The organism is Vibrio sp. EJY3 (assembly GCF_000241385.1).
Lineage (GTDB): Bacteria > Pseudomonadota > Gammaproteobacteria > Enterobacterales > Vibrionaceae > Vibrio > Vibrio natriegens.
Genome location: NC_016613.1, coordinates 240,884 through 256,506, shown reverse-complemented (window position 1 = coordinate 256,506; position 15,623 = coordinate 240,884). Strand labels below are relative to the sequence as shown.

Annotated in this window: 12 protein-coding genes; 1 reads left to right on the top strand and 11 read right to left on the bottom strand. The window is 40.1% G+C overall.

Features of this window, described 5'->3' with window-relative positions:
* Nucleotides 1-11: 11 nt before the first annotated feature.
* The 9 genes from VEJY3_RS01155 to VEJY3_RS01115 all read right to left on the bottom strand — a co-directional run bounded on the left by VEJY3_RS01155 (nt 12) and on the right by VEJY3_RS01115 (nt 11,513).
* A complete protein-coding gene (locus tag VEJY3_RS01155) occupies nt 12-1,139 on the bottom strand; it encodes a glycosyltransferase family 4 protein (protein WP_014230631.1) in 1,128 nt (375 codons plus the stop codon).
* On the bottom strand, nt 1,133-2,221 hold the full coding sequence (locus VEJY3_RS01150) for an acyltransferase (protein WP_014230630.1): 1,089 nt from the start codon (nt 2,219-2,221) through the stop codon (nt 1,133-1,135). Before VEJY3_RS01150 ends, VEJY3_RS01155 begins: the two co-directional genes overlap by 7 nt.
* A gap of 2 nt (nt 2,222-2,223) precedes the next feature.
* Nucleotides 2,224-3,738 carry a lipopolysaccharide biosynthesis protein gene (locus VEJY3_RS01145; RefSeq protein WP_014230629.1) on the bottom strand — a complete coding sequence of 505 codons (1,515 nt, stop codon included), beginning with the start codon at nt 3,736-3,738 and terminating at the stop codon, nt 2,224-2,226.
* A 7-nt stretch (nt 3,739-3,745) separates the two neighbouring features.
* Nucleotides 3,746-4,768 carry an NAD-dependent epimerase/dehydratase family protein gene (locus VEJY3_RS01140; RefSeq protein ID WP_014230628.1) on the bottom strand — a complete coding sequence of 341 codons (1,023 nt, stop codon included), beginning with the start codon at nt 4,766-4,768 and terminating at the stop codon, nt 3,746-3,748.
* A gap of 196 nt (nt 4,769-4,964) precedes the next feature.
* A complete protein-coding gene (gene tviB / locus VEJY3_RS01135; RefSeq protein WP_041170293.1) occupies nt 4,965-6,239 on the bottom strand; it encodes a Vi polysaccharide biosynthesis UDP-N-acetylglucosamine C-6 dehydrogenase TviB in 1,275 nt (424 codons plus the stop codon).
* Between the two features lie 10 nt (nt 6,240-6,249).
* Nucleotides 6,250-7,251, bottom strand: coding sequence for an NAD-dependent epimerase (locus VEJY3_RS01130; protein ID WP_014230626.1), 1,002 nt, complete (start codon nt 7,249-7,251; stop codon nt 6,250-6,252).
* A gap of 389 nt (nt 7,252-7,640) precedes the next feature.
* Nucleotides 7,641-9,806 (bottom strand): polysaccharide biosynthesis tyrosine autokinase, encoded by a 2,166-nt coding sequence (locus tag VEJY3_RS01125; protein ID WP_014230625.1) that lies wholly within the window; start codon nt 9,804-9,806, stop codon nt 7,641-7,643.
* Nucleotides 9,807-9,899: 93 nt separating this feature from the next.
* Nucleotides 9,900-10,343, bottom strand: a complete 444-nt coding sequence (locus VEJY3_RS01120; RefSeq protein ID WP_014230624.1) for a low molecular weight protein-tyrosine-phosphatase — start codon at nt 10,341-10,343, stop codon at nt 9,900-9,902.
* Between the two features lie 33 nt (nt 10,344-10,376).
* Complete coding sequence (locus VEJY3_RS01115; protein ID WP_014230623.1) at nt 10,377-11,513, bottom strand: polysaccharide export protein; 1,137 nt, start codon at nt 11,511-11,513, stop codon at nt 10,377-10,379.
* A gap of 973 nt (nt 11,514-12,486) precedes the next feature.
* On the opposite strand from VEJY3_RS01115, the gene VEJY3_RS26110 reads away from it, so the two are divergent.
* On the top strand, nt 12,487-13,494 hold the full coding sequence (locus VEJY3_RS26110) for a sugar transferase (protein ID WP_014230622.1): 1,008 nt from the start codon (nt 12,487-12,489) through the stop codon (nt 13,492-13,494).
* An 81-nt stretch (nt 13,495-13,575) separates the two neighbouring features.
* Here the strand turns inward: VEJY3_RS26110 and VEJY3_RS01105 are convergent, their stop codons facing one another.
* Together VEJY3_RS01105 and manA are read right to left on the bottom strand one after the other, a co-directional pair.
* Nucleotides 13,576-14,346 (bottom strand): glycosyltransferase family 2 protein, encoded by a 771-nt coding sequence (locus VEJY3_RS01105; RefSeq protein ID WP_041170292.1) that lies wholly within the window; start codon nt 14,344-14,346, stop codon nt 13,576-13,578.
* A 41-nt stretch (nt 14,347-14,387) separates the two neighbouring features.
* Nucleotides 14,388-15,572: a mannose-6-phosphate isomerase, class I gene (manA, locus tag VEJY3_RS01100; protein WP_014230620.1), complete on the bottom strand. Its 1,185-nt coding sequence runs from the start codon at nt 15,570-15,572 to the stop codon at nt 14,388-14,390.
* Nucleotides 15,573-15,623 lie beyond the last annotated feature (51 nt).

The following is a 15,623-nucleotide window of genomic DNA, read 5'->3' as shown; positions in this document are numbered from 1 at the left end:
CTTTCTCTTGATTAAAGGTTATTGTAATAATTAATATTGTTTTGGACAAAATCATCAAAGCTAAAATATTCGTTAATCTTTCTTTGCCCTGCCTGACCCACTTTTTCTCTGGTTTCTTCACTGGCAGCAGCTAAATTTAATGCGTTTAATACAGTTGCAGTATCTTGTGGATCACAAAGCCAACCATCAATACCATGCTTTACTAACTCTGGACCACTGGACATCGATGAGACTATAGTTGGTAACCCAGCCGCCATAGCTTCCATCGGAGCAAGCGCAAAGGCTTCAGAAAAAGACGGCAGTACACAAAAGTCATATTCTTTTAGAGAACTCACAAGCTCCTCATTTGGCATGTGTTCAATAAAATTCACACTAACGGACGCATCACCCAACAGTTTCTGCATTCTAATTTTATTTGATTTACCACCTTCCTTCGCATCTTTACCAATAACGGTAAGCGTCCAATCCGGATTATTAGATTGAAACTGTTTCCAAGCGAAAGCCAATGGATAAATGCCTTTTTTTTCTACAAGTGTACCGAAGTAGATAGCTTTTTTTCGGGTGCTATAATCCTGCTTGATATGCTGGGTAAAACGAGTTACATCAACGGAGTTGTAGATAACATCTGGCAGAACTTTCAGTGAAAACAAATCCCTCGTTACCTCAGCGGTATATCGACTGACAGATACAACTTTGTGAGATGTCTTCAGTTGCCTAGCTTCACAAAACTTAACCACGTTCGAAGCCTCAACATTGCGCTCTGCAGAAAAATAGGTATGACTACCATGTAAACGAGTAAGCATATGTTTAGCAACCTTAGGCACAAACGCTAAAGTCGCTTCAAAATCCGGACACTCTATAATATCGATATTTTTCTTTATCGACAGTTGTTTTAGCGTTTTATAAAGGTTATACCTATCATTAAATAGCCCTAGACGACCGCCTTTTGCCGGAAGACGAATTACCTTTACCCCATTAATTTTTTCATGTTTTTCTTCAATACAATCTTGATATAAGCCAACGACAGTAATCTTATTACCTTTTGTCGCTAAACTTTCGGCCAGTTTTTGGGTGAAGATACCAATTCCACCAGTTGCTGATGGCGGATATTCATTACAGATATAAACAATATTCAACATTTTACTTGACTTGATTTTTTGATAGAAGAACTAAATTTAACAATCTTCTTGTTTAATGGCTTTTCATAGAAAATATAAATCAGGTGTGAGATCACAATCATTATGATCAACATCAAAAATGGTACTACTGCAGAAAGGTAGCCTTCCATGTTTAATGATTTTGCAATCTTCAGGTTTAAATCCACACCAATGTTCTGATGAAGTAAATACAAGCTATATGAACAAACACCAATAGATGTTAACCAGTTCTGTGAAAATATTTTTTGACAAAAAGTAAACTTATTCAACACAAAGAAAGTATTAGTAACCAAAATCAGAACAATTAAATCCGTCATTATAAATCCACCTATTTTTGTCATAAAAAAGAAAAGGGCACTAGATAATATATAAAATCGTGCCAATTTTCTTTTATCAACATGGTAGAAATAAAACCCCATCCCCAATACAAACCAATATAAGTGTTCTGTAAAAAACATCATATGAATAATAAACTGAGAACGTTTATCAACAAGAACTAAACTTAAAACATAAGCTATTAAACAAAAAATAAGAAATGATTGTTCAAACTTTTTAGTAAAAAAGTAAATTACTGCAGCCCAAAAATAGAACCTAACTTCAACAAATAGAGACCAATATGCCCCATCAATCCAGCCAAATTTTATACCATGAATCAACTTGTTAAAAAAGTAAGGTTCTATAAATGTCAGGGTTGGAATAAATCTCCATATGGATGTTTCGAAAACTCCATCAAAAATACTCAGATAAACAAAGGTACATATTGAACAAAGTAGCATAGGAGGCCATAACCTAGCGAATCTTCGTATTACAAACTCTTTTATGCTATTACAATTATACAACGTTAACGCAATAACAAACCCTGAAATTGTAAAAAAAAGATGTACGCCATAATAGCCAAAATCAACCAACCTAAAAAAAATAAAGTCATTTAAAGGAGGAAAGGCATAAAAGTTATCACTTTCGAAGCGCGAAAAATAGTGATAGAGAACAACACATAATACAGCTACTCCTCTCAGACCATCCAGATAACCAAGGCGACCTCGTGTAGAACTACTAGCTACCATGGTTAACTACCTCTTTTCTTCAACATAGGCAGACATTCTTCCTTGATAAATTCACGCATAAAGATTAAAGCCAGTAGAGCATAACTAAAGACACCAATGGCAATTTTCAAAGCAAGCTTTAGCCTCCAGGTCAATTCTATCGAAGTCATCAAATGATCCATACTTTTGACAGATACAGCCATACAAACTAGGCATATAAAAACAGGAAAAATAGAATTTAACGATCGATAAAGAGAAATTCCAGCTACTTTGTGAGCCAACCACATTGCCGGAAAAAATATAACCACACCCATTACCAAACCATAGCCTTTCGCAATCCCTAATGCCCCTCCCGGCAACGCTATAAAAAAAGTAACTACAAGTACCAAACCGCTTGTCACAGTCAACCTAAGGTATGCCTTCGCTTTCCCAGCAGCAGTGAAAAGCCAACCTGTAGTGTTATAAAGAGGCTGTGTCACACTAGCAATACTTAACCAGATCAACATAGGTACCACTGCTTGCCATTTATCCCCATAGACAAGTTGGACCATTTCATCTGCAGTTAACGCCAGCCCCAACGCCATTGGACAGCCAATAAAAGCGATCATTCGGAGAGCTCGCCGATAGGCACTACCAAAGCGTTCGATATCGTTTTGCAAAGCAGATAGTGATGGTACCATTAGGTTGGTTAATACTCCCGTTGCCAACATACTTGGTAACAGCATTAAAAAGTAGGCCCTATTGTAATAACCTAATTCTTCAATTCCCCAGTATTTTCCTACCAAGACGCTGTCTAAATTACGGGCTAAATAAATCAACAAGCCATTCACTGCCAAAAGACCACCAAAACTGACCAAATCCTGAGTTCCAATCCCTCTTTTTGGGGCGAATAATTGAATTCGACTAATTGGTATAGATAGTAGTGCCCTTGTTCCTTGGTTTACTAAGCTTTGTATTACCAAGGCCCAATAACCAACGCCATAGATAGCCGCAAGCAACGCCGAGGTAGCGCCAGCTAACATCGCACAAACTTCCACTTGCGCAACAGATTTATAGTTCATGCTGCGATTCAGTAGAGCGATCGGTTGTGCAGACAGTCCGCTAAGAAAGAAACCAGCTCCCAGCGCAATGGTTATTCCCACCAACTCAGATTGGTTATAGAAATCAGCGACACTTTGTGCTCCAAAAGCACATATAAGCCAGAGAACACTGCCAACACACGTGTTAATCCAAAACAGATTGCTAACCTGAAAATTACTTAATTCCTTCCTTTGTATAGTTGCCCAGCTCAGCCCCATATCAGAAAAAACTTGCAACAAAGCTGTTAAAGTCGCAACCATTCCAACTAACCCAAAATCTCCGGGACTAAGCAACCTTGCTAGCACTGCCGTTGTACCCAAACTCAGAACATTACGAGCAATAATTTGTAGTGCGGTCCATTTCACTCCTTTTCGAGCACGGTTACCAACCTCAGATTTGTCTACCTGGGTTACCTGACTTTCTTCAACTGAAGCTGCCGACTGATTTGAAACTGTCATCGTTTTCTCAACCTAAGGTTGCAGCATACCAAGGCATAGACTGCCCTATGCCATCATAAATTCGGTAGCTTGGTGTATACCCCAATTTTTGTTGTGCTTTGCTAATATCCGCCTGAGAATGACGTACATCACCGACACGAAAATCCTGGTAGATAGGTTGACGATCATAAACAACGCTACAGTCAGCAAGGGAAACTTTCAACGCATCGAACAAAGTATTGAGACTAGTTCTATCACCAACAGCTACGTTGTAAATCTCGTCTTTATGGTCTTCATCAGCAGTTGCTGCTAATAGGTTCATTTGAACAACATTGTCGATGTAACAAAAATCTCGGCTTGTCTCACCATCACCATTAATGTAGACATCTGCACCATTAATCATTGCAGCGGTCCATTTAGGAATTACCGCTGCGTAAGCGCCGTTTGGATCTTGTCTTCGACCAAATACGTTAAAGTAACGAAGACCGATGGTCTTAAAGCCATAAGTGCGTGCGTATACACCTGCATACAACTCGTTTACGTATTTGGTGACAGCATAAGGAGAAAGCGGATTACCAATATTTTCTTCTATTTTTGGCAATGCTGGGTGGTCACCGTATGTTGAGCTACTCGCTGCATAGGTAAAACTGCTTACCCCCTCTTCTTTTGCAGCATCAAGCATATTTAAAAAGCCGGTGATATTCGCGGCATTTGTTGTTAGTGGGTCAGCGATAGAGCGAGGCACAGAACCTAGTGCGGCTTCGTGTAATACGTAGTCAACGCCTTTTACTGCTTGTTGGCACGTTTTCGGTTCGCGAATATCACCTTCAATAAAGGCAAAACGATCCCACTGAGCTTCTGTTACTAAGCTTTGGACTTCATCTAAGTTGTGTTGGTGCCCAGTTGCGAAGTTATCTAGGCCGACTACAGTTTGATTCAGCTTAAGTAGTTTTTCGAGCAGATTTGAGCCAATAAAGCCCGCAACCCCCGTTACCAACCACGTTTTTGGTGATTCAAGTAACTCTTCTTGGATTTGTTCGTATTTGGTCATTGTGTTTTCCGTGGTGGGGAATTAGTGACATTCGGTGGGGCTGGGTGAACTGTGATGGTAGATTCTGAATCACGCTCGTTCCTCGCTGTTCAGAATGACGATCTTTAAGCTCGCAGTGTTAAAACACTCGTTTCCCACCATGACAAAGTTAAGGAGTCCAACTATTTGTCTCCTTAACTTTTATCTTTACCTTAGATTAAAGACGCATATCTACGCATTCTTTGTCCAGGACGTATTTTAGGTCGTATAGCACGTGTTCTGGTTTGCCTAGTGTACGAATTTTATCGACACCCAGTTGTTTAAACTCGTTGTGAGATACCGCCATGATGATCGCATCGTAGTGGCCTTGCTTTTCTTTTTCACAAAGTGTTAAACCATATTCATGCTGAGCTTCGTCATTTGAACACCAAGGGTCCATGACATCGACATTGATGTTGTACTCTTTCAACTCAGAAATGATGTCGACGACTTTGGTATTACGCAGATCTGGGCAGTTTTCTTTAAACGTTAGACCCATAACAAGCACATTCGCGCCTTCTACGTGAATACGCATTTTCAGCATTTTCTTCACAAGTTGAGAAACAACGTATTGGCCCATGCCATCATTTAATCGACGACCCGCCAAGATCATTTCAGGGTGGTAGCCCACCGTTTGTGCTTTATGTGTTAGGTAGTATGGGTCAACGCCAATACAGTGGCCACCTACCAAGCCTGGACGGAATGGTAGAAAGTTCCATTTAGTACCAGCAGCTTCCAGTACTTCTAAAGTATCGATATCAAGCTTGTTGAAAATGATGGATAGCTCGTTGATCAAGGCTATGTTCACATCGCGCTGGGTGTTTTCGATGACTTTTGCTGCCTCTGCTACTTTAATTGTCGATGCTTTGTGTGTGCCAGCAGTGATGATTGATTTGTATAGTTGGTCGACAAATTCTGCGACTTCAGGTGTCGAGCCACTGGTGACTTTAAGGATGTTGGTTACACGGTGCTCTTTATCACCTGGGTTGATTCGCTCGGGTGAGTAACCAGCGAAAAAGTCTTGGTTAAATTTAAGACCAGAAACACGCTCAACAACCGGAATACAGTCTTCTTCTGTTGCCCCAGGGTATACGGTTGATTCATAGATGATGACATCACCTTGGCTAACAACGCTACCTAAAGCTTCAGACGCTTTGATTAGTGGCGTCAAATCTGGCTGTTTATGCTCATCAATCGGAGTAGGAACGGTAACAATGTAAACATTGCACTGTTTTAATTCTTGAAGGGACGATGTGTAAGAAAGGTATTTTGCTTCTGCTAATTCATTGTCACTACATTCTAGTGTGCTATCACGGCCAGCAGAGAGTTCATCGATACGTGATTGGTTGATATCAAAACCAATAGTTGGCGATTTTTTGCCAAATTCTACCGCAAGCGGTAATCCCACATAGCCCAGACCAATAATGCCAATTTTAGTTTTTTTAGTTAACACTTTATTATCCTTATTGATAAAAACTTCTAAACCATTCAACAAACTCACTCACACCTTCTCGTACATCAACTTTAGGCTTATACCCAGTAGCTTCATACAATGCTGTTGTATCAGCATATGTTTGATAAACATCACCAGGCTGCATAGGCATAAAGTTTTTCTTCGCTTCAATTCCTAAAGATTCTTCTAGTGCTTGAATGTAATCCATTAGTCTGACAGGTTGACCATTACCAATGTTGTAAACACGGTATGGTGCAGAGCTAGTTGCCGGGGAACCATCTTCAACAGTCCAATCTTGGTTCACTTCTGGGATTACATTTTGGATGCGAATGATGCCTTCCACGATGTCATCGATATAAGTGAAATCACGACGCATGTCGCCGTTGTTATAAATATCGATGGTTTCGCCTTTCACGATTTTATGGGTGAATTTGAGTAGCGCCATATCTGGACGCCCCCATGGACCATACACTGTGAAAAAACGTAATCCTGTTGTTGGGATATCGTAAAGGTGGGAATAGGTATGTGCCATCAACTCATTAGACTTTTTGGTTGCGGCATAAAGAGAGATAGGATGGTCTACTGAATCATCGGTACTAAAAGGTACTTTTCCATTTAGACCATAAACAGAGCTGGAGGAAGCATAAACGAGGTGTTTCACTTTATTGTGGCGACACCCTTCTAAAATATTCAGGTGCCCAACTAAATTGCTGTCTGCATAAGCAAGCGGATTATCCAAAGAGTAACGTACACCGGCCTGCGCTGCTAAGTGGATAACGCGATCAAATTGCTCACTGGCAAATAGCTCTGGGATCACCACTCGGTCGGCAATATCCAGTTTGATAAACTTAAATAGTGGATGTGCGATTCGCTCTAAACGAGCGTACTTTAAGTTAATGTCGTAATAATCGTTAATATTATCAATGCCAACGACATCGTGCCCCATATTTGTAAGGCGTTCGACAACCGCACTACCAATGAAACCAGCAGCGCCTGTTACTAAGTATTTCATATTATGTTCCTAGACAACCTAGTGCCCCTAGACGTAAAAGGCCTATAACGGTTTATATTTATCAACACGAGACATATACAGAAAAACGTACTGGCGTTATCAAACTGAGTGTTAGTAGCCTGTGTTTTTCGTATTATTTTTCTTGTCTGTATTTTTATTACTTACTGAATAGAAGCGTTTTATGAGCGGTATTTAAAGAATTCTTCATCTTAAATTGTGAAGTTTTTCTATATTTCATCTCTGACTTCGGATTAATCTGAGACAGTTTTTATTCATTTTCAGACAGTTATTTCTCACTAACTGTCTGTAATTGCTTGATTTAGCCTATTTTTACTACCCTGCCCCAATAGGCCCTATTTCCTTTTTTATCTTAAATATATTTCAAACTTTTAAGTGTTATTACTTGAGTATTCATAGTTGTAATACCCATAGCCGTAAGAGCTTGAGGCTTTTTTCTCGATCGCGTTAAAGATCACGCCTTTTACCTCGATGCCTGACTGCTGGAATCGGCTGCGCGCGACATCAATTTCTTTCGCTGTATTTTGACCAAATCGGGCGACCATTAGGGTAGTGCCAGCAAAAGCGCCCACAATACTTGGGTCCGTCACGGCAAGTACAGGTGGCGTATCGATAATCACCAAGTCATAGTTTTGGGAAGCCCATTCCACTAACTCTTTCAATCGTGGGTGCATTAACAGCTCTGAAGGGTTTGGAGGTAGTTGACCACGTGTAATGACGTCTAAGTTCTCAACTTGGGAGGATTTTACTGCCTGGTTGGTATCAATCCTACCACTTAATAAATCCGACAGGCCGTTATCTGCACTTACCCCAAACGAGTGTTGCAGGTGCCCCTTTCGCATATCAGCATCTATGAGTAATACTTTTTGACCAGTTTTTGCTGTAACTGCTGCAAAGTTGGTAGAAATAAATGACTTACCAATGTTTGGAGCAGGGCCAGAGATCATCAGTACGTTGTTTTTCGCTTCCATCATCGCAAAGTGGAGACTAGTGCGTAAGCCACGTAGTGCTTCAACAGAAAGGTCCGCAGGGTTAACTTCTGCCAATAACAGTTGTTCCTTGTTTTGCTTTTTACGCTTCACCTTATTAGCTATTTCAAGTTGCAGCACCGATTTGGGTACACTGGCGTATACCGCTAACCCGATGGCTTCAATCTCGTCCGGAGATTCCACACCTTTATGAAGCGCGGCTTTTAAGAGTGCGAATGAAACACTTATTATGCCACCGAGCAAGGTTGCCAAAATAACGATTGACGACTTTTTCGGCTTCACGGGTGCGGCATAAGCTTGTGCGGTATCAAGAATGCGAACATTACCCACTGTACCGGCTTTAATAATGCTCAACTCCTGAACTTTGTTAAGCAGTTGGATATAAATTTGTTGGTTTACCTCAACATCTCGTGTCATGCGCAGCACTTCGCGCTGAGTTTTTGGTAGCTTTTGGATTTGTTTGTTTAGTCGTTCTTTCTCGTTTAACAGTGTGGCACGTTTGTCAAGTAGCGACTTATAGGCTGGGTGATCTTTAGTAAAGCGCTGGCTAATTTCGCTCTCTTTGAATGTCAGTTCGTTCAACTGAGCTTCAAGTTCGACCAGCACACTCAACGTCGACTTAGCTTCTAACCCTAGGTCAATAGAGTCGTTTGCCTGGCGGTATTGATTGAGCGCATCTTCTGCTGCCGTTAAACTACTTTTAATATCAGGCAGTTGATTTTTCAGGAAAACCAAACTTTTTTCTGCCTCTGCAGATTGTCGCTCTACATTTTGTAAAAAGTAAGTTTGGCTAATATGATTGAGGATATTAGTAATTTGGGTACGGTTTTCACCCACAAAGCTCAATTGCAATATTCCAGTCTGTCTACCGCGCTCACTAATTGATAGGCTTCCCATAAGCCACCCAATCGCATTCATACGACTTCGCTTACCAATATTAAATTCCTGCCCGGTTTTAGCATGAATGGCAGTAATAAAAAGTTCATAACCATTGTTCTTAGCTAACTTACCAGCTTCTCCCTCTAGGACTACCTGCTCATTGTCACGAAGTAATTGATAAGTCTGCTTCTCCGTATCCACCACTACTAAACGATGCGTTGAGCCCTTAGCAAAATCAGGGATCACATAACGGCTAAGCGTAATTTGATTTACTTCACCCGATATACGCGCCAAGCCTTTACCTATAACAGGAAAATAATCAGGCGTAACGACGGTGGTTAAATTAAATTTATCAGCCGTATCGCCTAAGATCATACGCGATTTGATGATCTCTATTTCTGTCGAGGCAGAAGATTCCTGGGAGAAAAGCTCGCCCATGTCTCCGACCAGAGAGCCAACTCCTCCGGAGTTTTTTGACTCTATTTGCAGCAGCGCATCCGCTTTATAAATCGGAGTAGACAGCAGTGCGACAGCTACTCCTCCGATCGCAAATAAAAAGGTGGTAAATAAAATGGTCCATTTCGCATCTAACAAGATGCCAAACAGCTTACCAAAGTCCACTACGTTGGAAGCGGCTTCAACAGAAGATCGTTGTTGTGGTGTTGTCATAATAAATGCTGGTTCTTATTTTAAGATAATCACCCTGTATAGGGGGGTAATTCGATGGTTAACCATAATGGAGTTTATTAAGTGAGATAAGCTTTATTTCAACTTTGCTGCCCAAGAGTGAGCAGATTCTTCAATAAGCTTGTAAGCATGATCGAACGCCTCTCTGCTCTGCCGATAAGGATCTGGAATGTCAGTTTGCCCAATCCATTGACCAAATAGCATGGTTTTCCCTCGGGCTTCAGGCGCAATCTCAGTCAATGCCTCTTTATGCCCTTTCTCCATCACAAGGATGAGATCATATTGAGTGCACAATTCCGAGGTGAGCTGCTTAGCTTGATGCTCTGCTAAATCTACACCATGTTCCGCAGCCACTTGCTGGGCCATAGAATCCGCAGGCTTACCAACTAAGCCGCTTTTTAGAGCAGCAATACCTGAAGAGCCTACCGTTTTATTCGGTAATAGTTTTTTGAGAATCGCTTCACCTGTTGGAGAACGGCAAATGTTTCCGACACACACGATTAAGATTTTGTTAAACATGAATCACGCCTATAGTGAAAAAAGGTCTACGCTCTATGGCCAATTTCGAACTCGTAATACCCCTTCCGTCAGCTCATTAAAGCCTGAGATTGTTGGGATAAGCTGAGAGACAACACGGTTCCAGCGCGTAATTGGTGCTGCAGTTACGTAAACCACATCATAAGGCTTGAGATTAAATTCCGTTCCGACCACAAGTGCAGACGCGTCTTGAATGTCTAACTGGTAAATATCTGCCATACGTTCTGACTTGTTGTCGGAAGTGCGTATCACAAACACACCTGTCGCATCAGCAGAAAGCTGGTTAATTCCTCCGACATTACTCAATGCTTCGGTCAAGCTCATTCCTGCACGGTCAATTTTAAGTAGTTGGGGATTATTTACTTCGCCCATGACAAAGACTTTTTGCCCATCGTTGCGCGGCACATGAATAATATCACCGGCCTCTAACAAACGATTTTGGGTTAAATCACCACGTTGCATTAAGGCATAAAGAGAGATTGGTTGCTCTTCACCGTTTCGCGTTAAGGTAACATTTCGCCAGTCAGCGTTTTCTGCTAGACCGCCAGCGCGGTTCACTGCGTCTAATATCGTTAGTGGGATATTGGTTATAGACTGTTGACCCGGCTGGCCGACTTCACCTGTCACATAAGCTTTTTTAGAGCGAAACGCCGCGACGTTAACATCTACTTGAGGGCTCTCAATATACTTCGCGAGGCGAGCAGCAATATCAGCACGAATCTCGCGTACCGTCTTTCCTGCCACTTTAACTACGCCAATATAAGGATAGAAGATGGTGCCATCAGCATGTACCCAGTTACCAGCCTCTGAAGCGCTTCGGTAAGAGCCCGCAGGAATGGTTAGCTCTGGGTGGTCCCAGATTGTCACATTAAGGATGTCACCCGCTCCTACTCGATATTCGTATTGGGCAATCTGTTGATCAAGCTCAGAGTTGGCTTTAGAAGAAAAGTTGGTCATTCCACCGTAGGTAGCGACTGTTTTAGCATTGAGCGTATGCAGATTAACGACTTCGGAAATGTCATCCTTCTGATTAGCCTCAATAAGAGTTACAACGTTTTCACTATTTGGAGATAGGTGTGAGCCCGGCAAGGTACAGCCGACTAACAAGGTGGGTGCTAGCATCACTAGCAAAAATTTTGATTTCAGTTCCATGTAAGCCAAATCATCAAGAGTTGAAGAGTATCAGTAGGTGATCTTACAGAAAATACACCAACATCAGCTATAGTTAAGTAAAGGCACGGCTGAGCACCATCTAAAGCTTTGAAACTCATAGAAAAGAGTCGTCAGAACAAGCCATAAGTAATAGGGTTTAAATGAAGGAAGTAGTTTGCTTTGACTTAACCAAAAAATTTACCGAGAATTCACATTAATTGATATTTTTCAAAATAATGTCAAAACTCTGGGGGTCAGCTTGTTTACACGAGCTCCATGTGTAAATATTCAGCTGGTAAAGCATCTTCGAGACGCTACCGCCCATTGGCTGTACGCAAACCACATAGCGCTAAACTCACCAACAATATCAAAGTTGGGTTTGAGTCTTACTGACGTTTCTGTTTTTAAGACGCTGAAAAATAGCGCCTATTTCTTATAGTTTTCAAGCGCAAACATTATCCATATTCAGCTCAAGATCACAACACCTTTTCTAACTCGTATAGAAATGTGGATCCTAGTTCCACTCTTAAAATGAGATATAAATTGGTATTTAGGGATTTGTATATGGGTAAGGCACTTAGAGCCACCTCCATGATATCGAGCACTATCCAAACCATATCTAGTCTACCTAGATTAAACTTTTAACTGATAAAGTATTTCAATTGCGATTAATTCCTATCATTTGTATTTAAATTTGAATTTGTGTAGCTGATTAGCCAGCTTGTCTTGCTATTGTCTCTCCTTCATCTACTCTAAGATTTATTGTGTTGAGTCGATGATGTGAACCATAAGTTGTTGTAGGATGGATATCGCCTCAAAAACTTTAGAAAAGAAGTACTATTTTAAGGTTGAAAAGTGTGCCTTAAACGATTAAAACAGAATTGATATGATGTACAATTACTACAATAAATAAACTAAAATTTGTTGTTTACGTTACTAAGCTTGGCTAACCAACTAATAAATAATTATTAATATGACCGATACGATCAGCGATACAATTCAGAAAAGAGATGCGTTGGAGTTACCAGCGAACGATTCTATCGAAGCAAATGCTAATTTTTCGAGTACAACCTCTAAGCATCTGGAATCATGTATTTACATCTACTGCCCTAAACCAGATGAGGATAAGATCGCTAGGGTCTTAAAACGACACCCAGAATTAAATGCTCAAGTAAACAATTACACTATCAGGGACTTTAAAAGTAAGACTCTTTGTCACTTCAAAAGCTCACATTTAACCCAAGAGCAGCAAGCATTTTTAGTTGCAGCGACGGAGCTTGGGGCATGGGTTGAGCCTCTAGTTAGTTACTTAGATTCTTCCTTAGGCTATACGGAAACAGAACTCCTACATAGCGGCTATTTCTTACACCAAAAAGCTTTTTCTATCCTTTCTAACCGTAAGAACAGTTGGCAAAAGCGAGCAATCGATCTCCTGTTTGTATTCATGCTTGCTTGGATTGCTATTCCTATAGGTCTAATTACAGCATTACTCATTAAATTAGAATCACCAGGGCCTGTTTTCTTTAAGCAACGCCGTACTGGTCAGTACAATGAAGAGTTTGAAGTTATTAAGTTTCGCTCGATGCGCAACGATGCAGAAAAGAATGGTGCCCAATGGGCGACTAAGAATGACGCTCGTGTAACGAAAGTCGGCAACTTTATTCGTAAAACTCGAATTGACGAGCTTCCTCAGCTAATCAATGTATTGAAAGGCGAGATGTCGATGGTAGGTCCTCGTCCAGAACGCGAAGTTTTCATTTCTGAACTAGAAAAGGAAATTCCATACTATCGTTTTCGTCATGCGGTTAAGCCTGGGGTGACAGGCCTTGCTCAAGTAAAATACCCTTACGGCGCATCTTTAGAAGATGCAGTTTGGAAGCATAAATACGATATTTTTTACATCAAGCACCAGAACTGGAAGATGGAAATCAAGATTCTGTTTCTAACCGTGAAAACAGTTTTGTTTGGGATGGGTCGTTAAGAATTTACATTCAAACAATAAAAAAGAGCAGCAACCATTGGTTACTGCTCTTTTTTATGTTAGGACACTTATGTTCCAAAACTAACGTTTCGATCGATGCTTCATCGTCCCTTTTACTGCATAAACTGCAAATGTGAATAGACTTTTAGGCAAGCTTAACCCCACTACATCTCTATAGAATCGCCACTGGTATGACAATACGGTAAGTTTATTTGCCGTCATCCCAGTATCCATTCTGTATTTAGCTAATGGCTTGGGAAGACAATATGCTTTAGGTGTGTCTTTCAATATATCTAACCATAACCCCATATCTTGACGCTTGCGAATTAATGGCATGTAGCGTTTGCCAAGAGACTTCGTGTCATAAACTGCTGTCAAACATCCAATAACATTGCTATATATAAGTTTATTGTAAGTTATATACTCGGGTGCAGTTACAACATTTAATTCTCCAGTACCATTAAACCGGGTATAGTGAGTGTAAGTTAGTGGGTATCCATTTTCTATCATGAATGGAATTTGCTCTGAAAGTTTATTTTCCATCCATAAGTCATCAGAATCTAGAAATGCAATAAAGCGACCTTTTGCTTTTTTTATTGCAAAATTTCGGCTCGCTCCTGCACCCAGATTTTCTTTATTCTGATATACATGAATATTGTCGTACTTATCAGCATATGTTTGAATTACCTTCCAAGTATTATCAGTAGATCTGTCATCTACTATTATAAGTTCCCAGTTTTTATATGTTTGAGATCGTACACTTTGAATACTTTCAGATACCGTCTTTTCTGAATTATATGTTGGCATCACAATTGAGACTAAACTATCATTATTATCACTAACCAACTTCATCTCCACAATAACATCCAATAAAAGCTGAAACCTAACTAAATTTAACAGAATGTTCGAACTAAAACACCATTGCAATTTAATGTGTATTCTTTTAGAACGGCAGGAACTATTACAGATTCACCTTTACTAATAACAATTTCACCATTAAACCATGAAATACTAATTCTTCCCTCAATACAAAGTAGAATCTCCGGAGTTCTAACAATTACAACGTGGGTAGAGTAGTGGTAAATGTCAACTTTAAAATCGTCTACAGGTATATTGAAACTTACATGCCCTTCTTTTACCTCTCCTTTTAACAAAAGGTCGTTGGCTTTTATAGATTCAAAATTTGTATTGGCAATTAATTCCGGAACATCAATATACTTGGGTGTTAGACCTGCTCTAAGCACATTATCAGAATTAGCCATCACTTCAACTCCAACACCTTTCAAGTAAGCATGTGGAGTTTCGGCGTATAAAAACATAGCCTCACCAGGCTGAAGTTCAATCACATTAAGAAAAAGAGGAGAAAACAACCCTACATCATCTGGGTACAGCTTTGCCAAATTTGAAATCAGTCGAAATTCACTATTGAACTGTTCCTGTGATTCCTTACAGGTTTTAAAGCTTATAAGTTCACTAACAGCGTTACTTTTTTGTAAACCTTCTAACATTAATATTGATGTAAACAGTTGCTGTAGCGTTTCCTTATTTGGCTTCGACAAAAAAGGAGTTATTAATTCATCTATCGAAGGTAATTTTACTGATGAAAATAGCTTATGAATCACTTCAATTTCCCGGAAACCATTCATTGCTTGATAAGGTGTCAATGCATAAACCAATTCTGGTTTATGATTAGCATCTTTATAGTTTCTCTCCGGAGCATCTATCGCAATACCCTGAGAATTTTCTTTCTCAAAGCCTTTCTGCGCAGCCGCTTTGCTTGGGTGAACCTGGATCGATAGCGGTTCACTAGCAGCCAATACTTTAACCAAAAATGGCAATTTCCCTTCAAACTCTTTGCTTTTATCTCCTAACCATTGGGTAGGGTTAGAGACAATACAGTCAACCAATGAGCACTTTTTTCCACTAACATTAAGTTCAGAACTACCATTTGGGTGAGCTCCCATCCATATCTCAGCTTGTGGCTTGTTTTCAGGATTAGGGATTTTAAATAAATCAGAGAATGCTTTTTTACAGCCCCACTGAAAGTTTTTAATAGGATTATTTAACTTATATATCATTTATATTATCAGTATCACACACTCTAAGTTTAGAATTAAATGCTTGATCTT

What these genes read in the sequence shown, in the direction of transcription:
- VEJY3_RS01155 (WP_014230631.1), bottom strand. Translation starts at nt 1,139, where the DNA reads ATGTTGAATATTGTTTATATCTGTAATGAATATCCGCCATCAGCAACT.
- VEJY3_RS01150 (WP_014230630.1), bottom strand. Translation starts at nt 2,221, where the DNA reads ATGGTAGCTAGTAGTTCTACACGAGGTCGCCTTGGTTATCTGGATGGT.
- VEJY3_RS01145 (WP_014230629.1), bottom strand. Translation starts at nt 3,738, where the DNA reads ATGACAGTTTCAAATCAGTCGGCAGCTTCAGTTGAAGAAAGTCAGGTA.
- VEJY3_RS01140 (WP_014230628.1), bottom strand. Translation starts at nt 4,768, where the DNA reads ATGACCAAATACGAACAAATCCAAGAAGAGTTACTTGAATCACCAAAA.
- VEJY3_RS01130 (WP_014230626.1), bottom strand. Translation starts at nt 7,251, where the DNA reads ATGAAATACTTAGTAACAGGCGCTGCTGGTTTCATTGGTAGTGCGGTT.
- VEJY3_RS01125 (WP_014230625.1), bottom strand. Translation starts at nt 9,806, where the DNA reads ATGACAACACCACAACAACGATCTTCTGTTGAAGCCGCTTCCAACGTA.
- VEJY3_RS01120 (WP_014230624.1), bottom strand. Translation starts at nt 10,343, where the DNA reads ATGTTTAACAAAATCTTAATCGTGTGTGTCGGAAACATTTGCCGTTCT.
- VEJY3_RS01115 (WP_014230623.1), bottom strand. Translation starts at nt 11,513, where the DNA reads ATGGAACTGAAATCAAAATTTTTGCTAGTGATGCTAGCACCCACCTTG.
- VEJY3_RS26110 (WP_014230622.1), top strand. Translation starts at nt 12,487, where the DNA reads ATGACCGATACGATCAGCGATACAATTCAGAAAAGAGATGCGTTGGAG.
- VEJY3_RS01105 (WP_041170292.1), bottom strand. Translation starts at nt 14,346, where the DNA reads ATGAAGTTGGTTAGTGATAATAATGATAGTTTAGTCTCAATTGTGATG.
- manA (WP_014230620.1), bottom strand. Translation starts at nt 15,572, where the DNA reads ATGATATATAAGTTAAATAATCCTATTAAAAACTTTCAGTGGGGCTGT.